This is a genomic window from Streptomyces sp. Y7 (genome assembly GCF_043195415.1).
Taxonomy (GTDB): domain Bacteria; phylum Actinomycetota; class Actinomycetes; order Streptomycetales; family Streptomycetaceae; genus Streptomyces.
Window position 1 is genome coordinate 1,196,319 of sequence record NZ_JBIDDQ010000001.1, and the last position, 14,184, is coordinate 1,210,502.

Consider the following 14,184-nt stretch of genomic DNA (forward strand, 5'->3'; position numbering starts at 1 on the left):
TACGACCGGCGGGCAGCCGTACGGGACGGGGAGCCGGCCACTCCGCGTCCCGTACGGCTGCCGGCGGCTCAGCCCGTCGCGTCCACCAGCGCCAGTTCGTGCAGGCGCTCCGGCGGGCCCGGACGGGCGTAGTACCAGCCCTGGGCGGTGTCGCAGCCCAGTATCCGCAGCTGCTCGGCCTGGGCGCCGGTCTCCACGCCCTCCACCGTCACCGCGAGGTTCAGGCTGTGCGCCAGCGAGACGATGCCCTCGACGATCTTGAGGTCGACGGGGTCGGCCGGGAAGCGCTGCATGCTCTGGGTGAAGGAGCGGTCCAGCTTGAGGATGCTGACCGGCAGCCGGCGCAGGTTGGCGAGGTTGGAGTAGCCGGTGCCGAAGTCGTCCAGGGCGATGTCGACGCCCATGTCGGCCAGCCGTCGCAGGGGCTTGAGCAGGGTGTCGTCGGCGCCGATGAGGGCCGACTCGGTGACCTCGAGGCAGAGGGCGTCGGGTGCCATGCCCGCGCGCTCCAGGATGTCGACCGTGTCCTGCACGAGTCCGGGGTGGGTGAGCTGGCACGGCGAGAGGTTGACGTTGATCCGGAAGCGCCCGGCGTCGTCGTGACGCTCCCGCCACGCGCGGGCCTGGCGCACCGACTGCTCCAGGACCCAGCGGCCGAGCGGCACGATGAGCCCCGTGTGCTCGGCGAGCGGGATGAACCGGTCCGGACCGAGGACGCCGTGCTGCGGGTGCAGCCAGCGCACCAGGGCCTCGGCACCGCGCACGCTGCCGTCGCCGAGATGGACCAGCGGCTGGTACTCGATGAAGAACTCGCCCCGGTCCAGGGCCGTCGGCAGCGCGGTGGTCAGTCCGTGCCGGGTGATGGCGCGGGCGTCGGCCTCCTCGTCGGCCAGCTCGAAGCGGTTGCCGCCCGCGGACTTGGCCCGGTACATCGTGATGTCGGCGCTGCGCAGCACCTCAGCCGGGCTGCGTTCGCCGGCCGGGCCCTCGACGATGCCGATGCTGCCGCGCACGGTCAGCTCCCGGCCGTCGACGCTGATCGGGGCGATGAGGACGTTCATGATCCGGGCGGCGAGCTCGTCGACCTCGCGCTCGGTGTCGGGTCCGGTGGTCAGCGCCACGAACTCGTCGCCGCCGAGCCGCGCGACCATCTCGCCGGGCGCGGTGGCGCAGGACTGGAGGCGGTCGGCGACCTCGACGAGCAGCCGGTCGCCGGCCGCGTGGCCGAGGCTGTCGTTGACGGTCTTGAAGCCGTCCAGGTCGAGGTAGCACAGCCCGAACCGCTGGCCTTCCCCGGCGCCCAGTGCCTTCTCCAGGCGCTCGAAGAAGAAGGTGCGGTTGGGCAGGCCGGTGAGCGCGTCGTGGGTGGCCTCGTAACGCAGCCGGAGGTTGAGCAGCCGGCGCTCGGTGGTGTCCTCCATCAGGGCGAGCTGGTACTGGGGTTCACCGTCGGCGTCGCGCAGCAGGGAGACCGTGAGGTTGGTCCACAGGACCGTGCCGTCGGGGCGGTAGAAGGCTTTTTCGACGTGGTAGTGCTCGCGCTCGCCGCGGACGAGTTCGTCGTAGAGCTTCCAGGTCTGCGGCGCGTCCTCGGGGTGGGTCCACTCCTGGACGTTGCGGCTGCGGATGGCCTGCTCGGAGACGCCGAACATGCGCAGCAGGGCGCCGTTCACCTGCAGTATGTTGCCCGCCAGGTCGGCGATGCCGATTCCTATGGCCGCGCCCTCGAACACCGCGCGGAAGCGGGCCTCGGTGTCGTGCAGGGCCTGGGCGACCACGCCCTGCGCCTTCAGCGCGGCCGCGGAGATCGCCTCCTGCTCGGCCAGCGTCCGCTCGCGCAGCGCCTGGGCGAACCCGGCGGCCATGGCGTGCTGGAGCCGACCGGAGCGCGCCCGCAGGGTCTCCTGGTCACCGCCGTCGCCGCAGTACAGCACGAGGTAGGCGTCGACGCAGTCCAGCGAGCGGCTGAGCGCCTCGGGGTCGGTGCAGTGCGAGGCGACCAGCGCCGCGCCGACCGCCCTGCCCTCGTCCGCTTCGAACGCCCTGGCTCTGAGTGCCTCGCTCAACCGCCGGGCGAGCGGCAGCAGTTGCGCCTCGAACTCCGGACGGGTCGACGACGTCGAGGTGACCGGGAAGACCGCCCGGCTCCAGATCGTCGCGAACCGGCGCAGTCTGTCCTCCGGCTCGTCCGGCCCCGCGCTCACGCGGTACGCCCCACGCCGGCGAACCCGGAGAAGGCCCACGGATCCTCGTCCTCCGGTGTGGTGTCGGGCCGCCAGTGCGGCATCGGCACCAGTCCGGGTTCCACCATGTCGTACCCCTTGAAGAACCGCGCGATCTCGTCGCGCGAACGCATGATCAGCGGGTTGCGAATGTCCTTGTATACGTCGACCGTGCCCTTGGCCCGCTCCTCGGGCAGCGGGATTCCCTCGTACGAGGCATGCGTGAGCACCAGCATGCTGCCGGGCGCGAGCGCGTCGCGCAGCTGGGCCACCGCCTCGTACGGATCGTCCTCGTCCTCCACGAAGTGCAGTATGGCAACGAGGAGCAGCGCCACCGGCCGGTTCAGGTCGATCAGGCGCTCGACCTCGGAACTGGTCAGGATCTCCTGGGGCTTGCGCAGATCCGCGGCGACGACGTCCGCGTCGTCGTTGCCCGCCAGGACCGCCTGGCTGTGCGCGACGGCGACCGGGTCGTGGTCGACGTACACCACGCGTGCGCCGGGACGTTGGGCCTGGGCCACCTCGTGGACGTTGCCGAAGGTGGGGATGCCGGAGCCGATGTCCAGGAACTGGGTGATGCCCTCGTCGAGCGCGAGGCGCACCGCGCGGCGCATGAACGCCCGGTTGGCCTGCATGATCTTGGGGAGGCCCGGCATGAAGTCCATGGCCTTGCGGGCCGCTTCCCGGTCGACCTCGAAGTTGTGCGAACCGCCCAGGTAGTAGTCGTAGATCCGCGAGACGCTGGGCACCGAGATGTCGATGCTCCGGGGGGCCCAGGCGGGACGCTCCATCTATCTCTCCAAGGCTTAGGCGATCCGGTGTTCGAGCTGAGGCTACTGATCGCCCGCCAAAGGAGCGAGCGGAAACGGAAATTGACCATCCGTTCCCGGTCACTGCCAGTGGCACGTGCCGAATTGATGCCCCTCGCACCCTCTACGAAAAGTATCCGAAGCATTCCACAGAGTTCCGAACCGTGGTGAAAGAAGACGAAGAAGCGTGGTGAATGCAGGCAAACCGGTCCGCCCCCTGCGCGTGGAGCTCAGGGGGCGGACCGGTGAGTCGGCGCGCCGGCCGTTCGTCCGGCACTCTCGCGTCCTCGTGACTCCCTTCCATGGACCTTCTCGACCGGGTGAGGCGATCAACCCTGGGGAGGTGTGATCCTTACTGTTCCGGCGCGCCGACCGGCTTGCCGTCCGGGCGGATGGCGAACCAGGTGCCGCCGACGCCCTGACCGTTGGTGTCGCCGGGCTTCTTGTCACCGGCGAAGGTGTAGATCGGTACACAGTCGATGGTCTGCTGCTTGATGCCGTCGGGCCGGTCGAAGACCACGTAGCCCTGACCCCGGGGGCCGGAGCCCTTCAGGTCGATGCCCTCGGTGTCCTCGGCGGCGACCGGCGCGATGACCGGCCACTTGTCCAGGCACTCGCCGGTGCAGGCCGTCTTCATCGGCCAGGGCGAGTCCTTCATGAAGCGGTAGACCGTGTGACCGTTCTTGTCGATCACGATCTCACCGAGCTCGGAGTCCTTGCGGGTGGACAGGCCGGGCAGATCCTCCGCGCCCTCGCCCTGCGCCTTCTTGCCGGTGGGGGCGAGCGCGTACCAAGTCCCGCCCACACCCTGACCGTTGACGTCTCCGGCCTTGGTGTCCTTGGCGTAGCGGTACGCCGGCCAGCCGTCGATGGTGAGCTGCTTGGTGCCGTCGGTCCGGGTGACCGAGCCGAGCAGGTTCTTGTCGATGCCCACGCCGGCCGTGGCGTCGTTGGCGGGGACCGGCGGCCACTTCGTGGCGCAGTCACCGTCACAGTTCGACTTGGGCGGCTCGGCGACGTCCTTGTCGAAGCGGTAGAGGCTCATTCCGTCGCTGTCGGTCAGCACCTCACCGAGTTCGGCGTTGGTGGCGACGGTCAGTTCACCGGCGGAGGCGGCCTGGGTGGCTGCGCTCTCCTGGCCCGCCGCGCCCGTGTCATAGCCGGATCCGAGGCCGGTACCGCTTCCGTAGTCACCGGCCGCGGCCGTGGCACCCACGTTCTGGCTGCTCGCCGGCGGGGCCGTTTCCGAGCCGCATGCCGTCGTCAGCGCCGCCACCGCCACGGCGCTCACCACGAGCGAGGCGCTCCGCCACGAGGTCTTCATCGTCAACTCCCCGATCATCACCTGGGTGTTGCAGCGCCCTGCTGCGCCGCCGCACGGCAAGAGGTACGCACGAGAGCCACGCCCGTGTTCAACCGGCGCACAAATTTCTTTCCGGAGCCTGTGACGGCACCCGCGCGACGACGGTGAACGACCGCATCGATGCCGCGACTCCGTGCGCCTGCCGTCGCACGCGCGTGCGCCCCGACGGTCACGCGCACGCCCCCTGATCAAACCTTTCGAGCGGCACACGTCGCCCGTTCGGGGCATTCCCCCCGTTCTCCGGCACGTCGGTGGGCGCGATGGCCTCAAGATCTTCGTCGTGCATGCACTCGAACCGACCCAATCCACCCTGACGGCACGGGTGTTGACGGTGGTCACGCTGACCTGGCTCCTGGTGTCGGCACCGTCCGGGGCGGCCGTGGCCACGTCCTGCGCGTACGTCGGCACGGGGCCGGACGGCTCGCCGGTGGTCGCGCTCGCCGACACCGGGCCGGACGGCGCACGGGCGGTCGCGGTGGTGGGCCCCGACACCTGGCCGACTCCCCCGCAGTGCCCGACACCGACCCCCACGCCCAGCCCCACACCGACGCCGACACCGACGCCACCGCCACCGCCACCGCCACCGCCACCGAAGACGACGCCGCCGGCGCCGGAACCGACCCCGCCGCCCAAACCCACCCCCACCCCGGAGCCGGAGCCGCCACCGCCACCGGCCGAGCCGGCGCCCCGGCCCGCCCCGCCCCGTGCGCGGCCGACCCCCGCTCCCGCGCCCACCCCGACGCCGAAGCCGTCGGTCGAACCGACCCCCAGCCCGTCCGCGACGCCGGTGCACTACCCGCCGTACCACGCCACCCCGCACAAGCGGGCCGCGCGCGGCGGCGCCCAGTCGCCCCTCACCTTCGTCCTGCTCATCGCGGTGCCCGCCATCGCGGCCGTCGCCGCGCTCCGACCGCGCTGACCCTGGAGGCCCCTCTTGCCGGAATGGCTTGTTCTCACCCTCGCGATGCTGGCCGCCTGCTCCGTGGTGGTCGTCATCACCCTCGTTCGCCACCGCACCGCCCCCGAGGACGAGGATCCCTCCGAGACCCCGGACGTCATCGAGTACATGACGATGTGGATCGGCGTGGTGTACGCCATCGTGCTGGGTCTGGCGATCGCCGGGGTGTGGGAGGCCCGCAGCGCAGCCCAGGACCATGTGCAGGCGGAGGCCGTGGCGCTGCACGAGGTCTCCGAGCGGGTCCGGGTGTATCCCGCCGATGTGCGCGACCGCATTCGGGACGATGTCAACGCCTATGTCGGACACGTCGTCACCAAGGAGTGGAAGCACATGACGGAGCACGGTGACGTCACCGAGCGCGGCACCGAGCTCCTCCAGCGCGTCCGTGAGGACGTCACCGACTACGAACCGGGGTCGGACTTCGAGGCGCAGGCCTATCAGCCGCTCCTGGACCAGGTGACCGCGGCGGACCAGGCGCGCAACGCCCGCGCGAACTCCACCGGCGACACCATGCCGGGCGTGGTCTGGTTCGGGCTGCTGGCCGGTGGTGTCGTCACCATCGGAATGGTGTTCGCCCTCCAGATCCGGCGCACGGCCCGGGAGCTGGTCCTCGCCGGGCTGTTCTCCGCGCTCATCGCCTTTCTGCTCTTCCTCATCTGGGACTTCGACGATCCCTACAGCCGCGGGGTGACGGCGTCGGCGGATCCGTTCCTCGCGCTGTTCCCGAACGCCATGGGCTGACCCGCCCGTCGGGTGACGGCCGGCGACGATGCTCGATGCGAAGCAGCCACGCCGCCGCCGTCACCCGCTCACGCCGGCGCGTTCCCCCGAGCGGCCCACACGCCTGCCCCATTCGTACGACACCGATCGCGCGCCCGTGTGGACGTTCCTAGCGTTTCGGTCACCGAGGTGCATTTCTGTCGGAGCGGAAAAGGTCCGCGACTGTTCCTCGGGGACCGGAGGACACCATGCGTGCGATACGCGTCGTTTCTGCCGCGCTGCTCGGGGTCAGCGCGCTCGCCATGACCGCCCCCGCCGCTCAGGCGCAGGGCGACAACTCCGGTTTCTGGGCCAGTGTCCGGCCCACCACCGTCGTACCCGGCGAGCACGTCCGGCTGCGGGCGACGGGCTGCGAGCAGAGCGTGACCGTCTTCTCGGGGGTCTTCGACACGGTCACCATCCCCCGGGGGCGGACGACGGCCTGGGCGAGGGTCGACCGGGACGCCGGACCGGGAGCCGTCTACGAAGTGTCGTTCTACTGCGGCACGTTCTGGCAGAGCGTCGACCTCACCATCGCCGGGGGCCGTCCGGACCGCCCCGAGGGGCCCGGCCATCCGGAGCACGGCGTACGCGCGGGCGAGGGCGGCACCCTCGCCGGACTCGATCTGAAGGAGATCGGCCTGGGCGCCGCGCTCATCACCGCCGCGCTCGGCACCGCGTACCACCTCTCCCGGCGGCGCACCGACGAGGACGGCGCCTGACACCGGTACCCGCACGCGCACGGACCTTCGCCCCGGATCCCCCTGAGGGGGCCGGGGCGAAGGTCCGTGCGCGTGCGACCTGTCTGCTGTTGCGGGCCGTCTCCGGCGGACGGCCGGCCTCGACCGTTGTCGACGGACAGCGGATCAGATCCGCTTCTCCGCGCGGCGCCGCATCCAGAACACCGCGCCGCCGACGACGGCCACGGCGATCAGCCCACCGCCGATGGCCATGTCGGTCGGCGTCGCGCCCGTGGAGGTGCTGCCGCCGAGACCGCCGCGGACGCCGCCGATGACGGAGAAGGCGTTGGGGTGGGTCAGGGGCCGGCCGGCGCCGGTGCACTGCACCGTGATGCTGTGCGAACCCGGTCGCGCGTTGTTGTCGATCGTCGCGGTGCCCTTGGAGGTGTTGCCGCCGACCGGGGTGAGCGACGTGGGCCGGAACGCGTCCGAGGTGGCGGTGCCGCCGCGCGGGCAGCCGTCGACGGTGATGGTCAGCTGCCCGCCGCGGGCGATGACGCTGGGCAGGGCGACGATGTTGCTCGGGCCGACGGGCGGCATGCCGTCGCGTGCCGCGGCCACCGGGGCGGCCAGGCCGAGGGCGGCGACCGCGGTGGCGGTGGCCGCCAGGGTACGAGTGCTTCGCATGTGATCCTCCGCGGAAGACGCCCCGGGAACCGTCCCCGGTGTCGATCGGCGAGAAAACGCCTCCCAGAAAGACCCTCAGTTGCCGTGCCCGAGGCCGCATTTCGGCAATGGTCCGTCCTGGTGAGAGGACACGCCGGAGGACAACCCCACAATCGGAATTGCCGCAGGTCACGGACCGTCAGAATTTTCCGGCCCCTGGCAACTCGGATGGCGCACCGAAGGAGTTCGCACCACCCGTTCGTATCTGCCCCGTCGCCGGTTTCGCGTGCGCGACTTAGCGTTTTCGTATGCGCGAATGACGTGGCGACGGCCGCGTCGAGAGGGGAAGTCTAATGTCCGGTTTCGAGGTGGCCGAAGAGGAGGAGCAGCGGCGGAAGCGAGCTCCCTGGGGCGTGATAGCGCTGGTGCTGCTGACCGGTCTCGCGCTCGTCCGCAACGGCTCCGGCGAGTTCGACGTGGGCCCGCCGCAGCCCGCCTCGGCGGCCGCGGCGGACCGGCAGCTGCCCGACAGGGTGCTGGCCCGGGCCGCTCAGCCGCTGTCGTTCGCCCTGCCGGACCGGGTGCGGATCCCCGCGATCAACGTCGACGCGCCGGCGATCCCGGTCGGCCTGGACCTGGACGGCTGGGTCGGCGCGCCCCCGCCGGAGGACCCCAACCTGGCGGGCTGGTTCACCGGTTCCGTCTCGCCCGGCGAGAAGGGCACCGCGGTAGTCGTCGGCCACGTCGACAACCTGCAGGGGCCCGCCGTGTTCTACGGCCTCGGGTCACTGGCCAAGGGAAAGCGCGTCGAGATCCTCCGCAAGGACGGAAAGACGGCCGTGTTCGAGATCTACGGCGTCGAGGTGTTCCAGAAGGACAACTTTCCCGGAGACCGGGTCTACGCCTCCAAGGGAACCGCCGAATTGCGCGTCATCACCTGTGGCGGCGGTTTCTCCAAGCAGACCGGTTATGACGGGAACGTCGTCGTTTTCGCCAGCCTGGTCGAGGTCCGCTGAGCGTTCCCCGACCGGGCGGCGAAAGCCGTCACGCGTAGTGCCGTTCCGGGACGGTGAGGTGATACCCGGCGTCCAGCAGCCGCGGCAGATAGAAGCGCAGCGCGGTCACGCTCTGGGAGCGGTCGCCCCCGGCGTCGTGCGAGAGCACCACGACGCCGGGGGCGGCGCCGCTCTCGACCCGGTTCACGATCGCGCGGGTGCCGGGGGTGGTCCAGTCGAGGGTGTCCACGGTCCAGGCCAGCGGGTCCATGCCCAGTTCGGCGCCGAGTTGGAACGCGGTGCGGTTCCAGGCGCCGTAGGGGGCGCGGAACCAGGCGGGGCGCTCGCCGTACGACTTCTCGATGACGTCGCTGGTGCGCTCCATCTCCCTGCGGATCGCACGGCGGCCGAGCTGGGTGAGCAGCGGGTGGGACCAGGTGTGGTTGCCGACGACATGGCCCTCGTCGGCCATCCTGGCGACCAGGTCCGGATTCTCGGCGACCATCTCGCCGCACACGAAGAACATCGCGCGGATGTCGTACTCGCGCAGGGTGTCCAGGATGTGCGGGGTGTAGCGGGCGTCGGGGCCGTCGTCGAAGGTCAGCACCATCCGGCGGCCGCGTCCCGACACGTGGAGCATGGGCGCGCGGCGTACGAGGGTGCGCCGGGGTGCCGCCTTGGGCGGGCCGTAGCCCGTGAGCGGCTGGAGACGGTACGAGGAGGGCTTGAGGCCCGAGCGCGCCTGCGGACCCGCGGCCGGGGTCGGGGTCGGGGCGGCGGCGCGCCGGACCGGCTCGTCGCCCGCGAACGTCGTGAGCAGACCGGCGGTGCCGGCGGCTCCGACGGCGGCGGCACCGGCGAGCAGCGCGCGGCGTCGGGTGAGCAGACGCGGTGGCAGCTGATCCTTCGTCATGACTCATGGGTCGCCCGGTGAGAGGCCGACGCACCAGTACGACACCGGTACGGCCGCACGAAAACACCCGCACGGACCTGTTTGCGCGGGGCCGCCCGGGGCACACCGCTCAGCGGCGGCGCACCAGCGGGAACGGCAGGGTCTCCCGGATCGTCAGACCGGTGAGGAACATGACCAGCCGGTCGACGCCGATGCCGAGTCCGCCGGTGGGCGGCATGGCGTATTCGAGGGCGTCGAGGAACTCCTCGTCGAGTTCCATGGCCTCGGGGTCCCCGCCGGCGGCGAGCAGGGACTGCGCGGTGAGGCGGCGGCGCTGTTCGACGGGGTCGGTGAGCTCGGAGTAGGCGGTGCCGAGCTCGGTGCCGAAGGCGACGAGGTCCCAGCGCTCGGCGAGCCGGGGGTCCCCGCGGTGCTGGCGGGTGAGCGGGGAGACGTCGGTGGGGAAGTCCTTGTAGAAGGTGGGCAGCTGGGTCTTCTCCTCGACGAGCCGCTCGTACATCTCCAGGACCACGTCGCCGTGACCGTCGTCGGCGACGTAGGGCACGCCCACGCGGTCGCAGTGGCGGTGCAGCCGGAGCAGCTCGGTGTCGGGGTCGATCTCCTCCCCCAGCACCTCGGAGATCGCGCCGTACACCGTCTTGACGGGCCACTGGCCGGAGATGTCGTACTCCTTGCCGTCCTGGTGGGCGATCGGCGATCCGAAGGCGGCGGTCGCGCAGCCCTGGATCAGTTCCCGCACGAGGTCGAGCATCACGTCGTAGTCGGCGTACGCCTGGTAGGCCTCCAGGATCGTGAACTCGGGGTTGTGCTTGTAGTCGACTCCCTCGTTGCGGAAGGTGCGGCCCATCTCGAAGACCTTCTCCACGCCGCCGACGCACAGCCGCTTGAGATACAGCTCGGGGGCGATGCGCAGGTAGAGGTCGAGATCGTAGGCGTTGATGTGGGTGGTGAAGGGGCGGGCGTTGGCACCGCCGTGGATCTGCTGGAGGACCGGGGTCTCGACCTCCAGGTAGCCGCGCTCCAGCAGGCCCTGGCGCAGGGCCTGGACGGCGGTGGAGCGGGCGCGGACCGTGTCGCGGGCGGCCGGGCTGGAGACCAGGTCCAGGTAGCGCATGCGGACCTTGGCCTCGGGGTCGGCGAGGCCGCGGCGCTTGTCGGGCAGCGGGCGCAGGCACTTGCCGATGAGCTGCCAGGAGGAGACGAAGACGGTGGGTTCGCCCTTGTCGCTGACGCCGGCCACGCCGGTGGCGCTGATGAGGTCGCCGATGTCGGTGTCGGCGGTGAAGCGGTCCAGGGCGGCCCCGGAGTCCTTGCGGGTGAGGGCGAGTTGGTGGTCGCCCGACCAGTCGCGCAGCACGGCGAAGACGAGGCCGCCGAAGTCGCGGACCAGCATGACCCGGCCGGCGACGGTGACCTGTTCGCCGGCGCGGACCTCGGCGAGGGCATGGGTGCGGGCCGGGATGCCGACCGGGTAGGGATCGACGCCCTCGGCACGCAGCCGGTCCAGGGTGTGGTGCCGGATGCGGACCTGTTCGGGCAGGCCCGCATCCGGCCCGGCCGCCCCGGCCTCGTCCCCTCCTTCGAGGCCGAGCGCCGCCAGCGAGGGGAGTCCTTCGGTGGTCGCGGGGCGGGGCTCGTTCCTCGGGTGCCCCTTTCTGCGGAGCTTGTGCAGCGACGGTACGGAGACGAAGCCTTCGGCGATGCCGGACGCCATGCCGATGCGGGCGAGGGATGCGGCCTCGCCGTAGCAGATGAAGCGGGGGAACCACTGCGGGTTGTACTTGGCGTTGGAGCGGTAGAGGGCCTCCAGCTGCCACCACTTGGAGAAGAACAGCAGCAGGCGCCGCCACAGCCGCAGCACCGGCCCGGCGCCGATGCGGGCGCCCTCCTCGAAGACCGAGCGGAAGACGGCGAAGTTCAGGGAGATCCTGCGGATGCCGAGTTTGGGCGCCGCGTCGCACAGTTCGGCGACCATGAACTCCATGACGCCGTTGGGGGCGCCGCGGTCACGGCGCATCAGGTCCAGGGAGACGCCCTCGCGCCCCCAGGGCACGAAGGACAGCACGGCGAGCAGCTCGCCGTTCTCGCCGAGGGCCTCCAGGAGAAGGCAGTCGCCGTCCGCGGGGTCGCCGAGCCGGTCCAGGGCCATGGAGAAACCGCGCTCGGTCTCGGTGTCGCGCCAGGCGTCGGCCTTGCGGATCAGCTCCTCCATCTCCGCCTCGGTGAGGGTGGAGTGGCGGCGGATCCGGCAGTGGGCGCCGGTGCGGCGGACGCGGTGGACGGCCTGCCGGGTCACCCGCATGTCGCGGCCGTCGAGGTCGAAGTCCTGGGGCCGCAGGACCGCCTCGTCGCCCAGTTGGAGGGCGCCGAGTCCGGCACGGGCGTAGGCGGTGGCACCGTCCTCGGAGGCGCCCATCGCGGCGGGCGTCCAGGCGTGCCGGCGGGCCGCGGCCAGCCAGGCTGCGATGGCGTGCGGCCAGGCCTCGCGGTCGCCGACCGGGTCCCCGCTGGCGAGGCACACGCCGGCCTCGACGCGGTAGGTGACGGCGGCCTTGCCGCTGGGCGAGAAGACGACGGCCTTGTCGCGCCGGGTGGCGAAGTAGCCGAGGGAGTCCTGGTCGCCGTAGGCCTTGAGGAGGGCGCGGATGCGGGCCTCCTCGTCGTCGTGCAGGGCGGCCTCCATACGCTGCGAGCGGAACAGCGTCGCGGCGGCGTTGAGGAGGGCGAGGGCTCCGAACAGGCCGAGCAGGAAGTACAGGGGGCGCGGCGGCCGTCCGTCGTAGGTGGTGCCGGAGACCAGGCCGCCGCAGACCCGGTCGGCCGCCCACGCCAGCCGCTGGCTCTGCGGCAGGGTGCCGGGGAACAGTTCGACGAGCCCCCAGCCGACCAGGATGCCGATGACGAGCCCGGCGAGCAGGACTCCGAGGGCTCTTCGTACGGCCGCTCTTCGGGAGGCGGCGTAGAACTCCCGGCGCGCGACGATCAGCAGGGCGAGGGCGAGGCCGCACACGATGAGGGAGGGGACGGAGTCCGAGTAGTCGCCGACGACCGTGCCCAGGATGTCCGTCAGGACGAGCAGGCCCAGATAGACGACCACCAGCCACCAGGCGATCTTCTTGCGTGCGGCCGTCGCGGCGGCGAGCAGGAACAGGAAGACGGCGTAGGCCAGGTTGGCGCTGACGGGGACGATGATCTGGTCGAGGGCGCGCACGACGGGGCGCAGCGCGACCCGCAACGGCGGGATGAGGGCGAGCAGGACGCAGAGCAGTCCGAGGGCGCCGAAGAAGGTCGCGAAACCTTGCGGCACCCTGCTCATCAGGCCGTGTCCGGGCGGCCGCGCCGGCCCCGTGACGTCCTTGTCCCGCGCGGCCTCCACGGTGGCACTCATGTTCCGACTGTAGGAAGCCCCGGGCCTCCTCGCCCGTCGAGCGTCCCGGGCGGCGGCGGGACCTGGGGCTTCCGATAGCCTCCTGCCCGTGACGGAACAGCACTCGCACCAGTTCGAGCGGGGCACGGACGGGCCCAAGGTCATCGTGGTCGGGGTGGACGGCTCCGACTCGTCGCTGCGTGCGGCGGCGTACGCCGGTGGCCTGGCCCGACGGCAGAACGCTCTGCTCGCCGTCGTGTACGTGCAGCCGGTGATGACGGCGGGCGCGGCGCTCGGGGCGCCGGTCGCGGAGACGACCAACGAGATCGCCGAGTCCCTGATCTCCTACATCCGGGAGGCCACGGAGCGGCTCAAGGGGATATTCGACGTCCGCTGGGAGTTCCACACCTTCCAGGGCGACCCCTACAACGGGTTGGTGAAGGCGGCGGACGACCTCAAGGCGGACGCCGTGGTCGTCGGCGCCTCGGAGCAGGCGGGGCACCGGATCGTGGGTTCCGTCGCGATCCGGCTGGTGAAGGCGGGGCGCTGGCCGGTGACGGTGGTGCCATAGGGCCTGGGCCCCCGGCCGGCGCCGTGCTTCAGAGGGTCCGCAGGAAGTCGAGCACGATCTTGTTGAAGACCTCCGGCTTCTCCAGGTTGGGGTAGTGGCCGACGCCGTCGACGACTTCCGCGCGGCCGTCGTGGACGGTGCCGGCGAGGCGCTCGGCCGCGGCGAGCATGTCCTCGGGTTCCAGGCCGCCGTTGAGGGTGAGCAGCGGGACGGTGATCTCCGCAGCGCGCGCGAAGGTGTCCGGGACGGGCACGAACCAGTCCTTCTCGCCGGGTGTGTGCTTGGCGAGGGTGCCGCCGGCCATGTCCCGGATCAGACGCAGGCTTTCCCGGTCGACGTCGGCGGTGGTCCGCGCCGGACCGGGCAGCACCCGCACGAAGGCGTCGAGCCAGGCGTCGACGTCCCCGGCCTCCAGCGCGCGGGCCATCTCGGCCTGCAGTGCACGGGTCCAGTCGTCCGTGTACTGGAACTCCCCGGTCGCGGCACCGCAGGTGACGACGGCGCGGACGAGGTCCGGGTGCTCCAGCACGGTGTTGGTGGCGATCAGCCCGCCCATGGACAGGCCGACGAGGGCCGCGGGACCGGCGTCGAGGTGGCGCAGCAGGGCGGCCGTGTCGTCTGCCCAGCGGAACGGCTTGCTCGCGTTGGCGGAGGAGCCGTGACCGCGCACGTCCGGGGCGATCACGCGGTGTCCGGCGGCGGCGAGGGCCGGTATCTGGGCGTGCCAGACCCGGTGGTCGACGTATCCGGAGTGGAGGAGGACCACGAGGTCCCCCGAGCCGGTGTCGAGGTAGGCGAGGTCGCCGTCGTCGGAGGGAAAGGTGCGCAGGTCCGAAGCTTTCGTCGCTGTCGTCATGACAACCAAGGTGTCATTATCCGAG

12 protein-coding genes are annotated in these 14,184 nt (G+C 71.4%); 5 read left to right on the plus strand and 7 right to left on the minus strand.

What is annotated here, in order from left to right; all coding sequences use genetic code 11:
- Positions 1–68: 68 nt before the first annotated feature.
- The 3 genes from ACGFW6_RS05210 to ACGFW6_RS05220 form a co-directional block, all read right to left on the minus strand.
- Positions 69–2,204 (minus strand): putative bifunctional diguanylate cyclase/phosphodiesterase, encoded by a 2,136-nt coding sequence (locus ACGFW6_RS05210; RefSeq protein WP_393504793.1) that lies wholly within the window; start codon positions 2,202–2,204, stop codon positions 69–71.
- Positions 2,201–3,013: an SAM-dependent methyltransferase gene (locus ACGFW6_RS05215; protein WP_393504795.1), complete on the minus strand. Its 813-nt coding sequence runs from the start codon at positions 3,011–3,013 to the stop codon at positions 2,201–2,203. The genes ACGFW6_RS05210 and ACGFW6_RS05215 overlap by 4 nt, the downstream gene beginning before the upstream one ends.
- A gap of 370 nt (positions 3,014–3,383) precedes the next feature.
- Complete coding sequence (locus ACGFW6_RS05220) at positions 3,384–4,355, minus strand: SCO0930 family lipoprotein (RefSeq protein ID WP_393504796.1); 972 nt, start codon at positions 4,353–4,355, stop codon at positions 3,384–3,386.
- 319 nt (positions 4,356–4,674) lie between these two features.
- Between ACGFW6_RS05220 and ACGFW6_RS05225 the strand changes: the two genes are divergently transcribed.
- The 3 genes from ACGFW6_RS05225 to ACGFW6_RS05235 all read left to right on the plus strand — a co-directional run bounded on the left by ACGFW6_RS05225 (position 4,675) and on the right by ACGFW6_RS05235 (position 6,833).
- The gene (locus ACGFW6_RS05225; protein WP_393504798.1) at positions 4,675–5,313 is read left to right on the plus strand and encodes a hypothetical protein; all 639 of its coding nucleotides are present in this window, start codon (positions 4,675–4,677) and stop codon (positions 5,311–5,313) included.
- A gap of 15 nt (positions 5,314–5,328) precedes the next feature.
- Positions 5,329–6,093, plus strand: a complete 765-nt coding sequence (locus tag ACGFW6_RS05230; protein WP_393504800.1) for a hypothetical protein — start codon at positions 5,329–5,331, stop codon at positions 6,091–6,093.
- Positions 6,094–6,320: 227 nt separating this feature from the next.
- On the plus strand, positions 6,321–6,833 hold the full coding sequence (locus ACGFW6_RS05235; protein ID WP_393504802.1) for a hypothetical protein: 513 nt from the start codon (positions 6,321–6,323) through the stop codon (positions 6,831–6,833).
- Between the two features lie 144 nt (positions 6,834–6,977).
- On the opposite strand, the gene ACGFW6_RS05240 is transcribed toward ACGFW6_RS05235, so the two are convergent.
- Positions 6,978–7,478, minus strand: coding sequence for a hypothetical protein (locus ACGFW6_RS05240; RefSeq protein WP_393504804.1), 501 nt, complete (start codon positions 7,476–7,478; stop codon positions 6,978–6,980).
- A gap of 332 nt (positions 7,479–7,810) precedes the next feature.
- On the opposite strand from ACGFW6_RS05240, the gene ACGFW6_RS05245 reads away from it, so the two are divergent.
- Positions 7,811–8,473: a class F sortase gene (locus ACGFW6_RS05245; RefSeq protein WP_393504806.1), complete on the plus strand. Its 663-nt coding sequence runs from the start codon at positions 7,811–7,813 to the stop codon at positions 8,471–8,473.
- Positions 8,474–8,501: 28 nt separating this feature from the next.
- On the opposite strand, the gene ACGFW6_RS05250 is transcribed toward ACGFW6_RS05245, so the two are convergent.
- Both ACGFW6_RS05250 and lysX read right to left on the minus strand, forming a co-directional pair.
- Entirely contained in the window at positions 8,502–9,365 is an 864-nt protein-coding gene (locus tag ACGFW6_RS05250) for a polysaccharide deacetylase family protein (RefSeq protein WP_393504808.1), read from the minus strand.
- Between the two features lie 109 nt (positions 9,366–9,474).
- Positions 9,475–12,753 (minus strand): bifunctional lysylphosphatidylglycerol synthetase/lysine--tRNA ligase LysX, encoded by a 3,279-nt coding sequence (gene lysX / locus ACGFW6_RS05255; RefSeq protein ID WP_393504810.1) that lies wholly within the window; start codon positions 12,751–12,753, stop codon positions 9,475–9,477.
- A gap of 88 nt (positions 12,754–12,841) precedes the next feature.
- Between lysX and ACGFW6_RS05260 the strand changes: the two genes are divergently transcribed.
- Positions 12,842–13,303 (plus strand): universal stress protein, encoded by a 462-nt coding sequence (locus ACGFW6_RS05260; RefSeq protein WP_380845357.1) that lies wholly within the window; start codon positions 12,842–12,844, stop codon positions 13,301–13,303.
- A 28-nt stretch (positions 13,304–13,331) separates the two neighbouring features.
- Here the strand turns inward: ACGFW6_RS05260 and ACGFW6_RS05265 are convergent, their stop codons facing one another.
- Positions 13,332–14,159 (minus strand): alpha/beta fold hydrolase, encoded by an 828-nt coding sequence (locus ACGFW6_RS05265; protein ID WP_393504812.1) that lies wholly within the window; start codon positions 14,157–14,159, stop codon positions 13,332–13,334.
- Between the last annotated feature and the right edge of the window lie 25 nt (positions 14,160–14,184).

Bases quoted from the DNA above. Each gene is read 5' to 3' on its own strand.
- ACGFW6_RS05250 (WP_393504808.1), bottom strand. From the start codon at position 9,365: ATGACGAAGGATCAGCTGCCACCGCGTCTGCTCACCCGACGCCGCGCG.
- ACGFW6_RS05245 (WP_393504806.1), top strand. From the start codon at position 7,811: ATGTCCGGTTTCGAGGTGGCCGAAGAGGAGGAGCAGCGGCGGAAGCGA.
- ACGFW6_RS05220 (WP_393504796.1), bottom strand. From the start codon at position 4,355: ATGAAGACCTCGTGGCGGAGCGCCTCGCTCGTGGTGAGCGCCGTGGCG.
- lysX (WP_393504810.1), bottom strand. From the start codon at position 12,753: ATGAGTGCCACCGTGGAGGCCGCGCGGGACAAGGACGTCACGGGGCCG.
- ACGFW6_RS05235 (WP_393504802.1), top strand. From the start codon at position 6,321: ATGCGTGCGATACGCGTCGTTTCTGCCGCGCTGCTCGGGGTCAGCGCG.
- ACGFW6_RS05215 (WP_393504795.1), bottom strand. From the start codon at position 3,013: ATGGAGCGTCCCGCCTGGGCCCCCCGGAGCATCGACATCTCGGTGCCC.
- ACGFW6_RS05265 (WP_393504812.1), bottom strand. From the start codon at position 14,159: ATGACGACAGCGACGAAAGCTTCGGACCTGCGCACCTTTCCCTCCGAC.
- ACGFW6_RS05240 (WP_393504804.1), bottom strand. From the start codon at position 7,478: ATGCGAAGCACTCGTACCCTGGCGGCCACCGCCACCGCGGTCGCCGCC.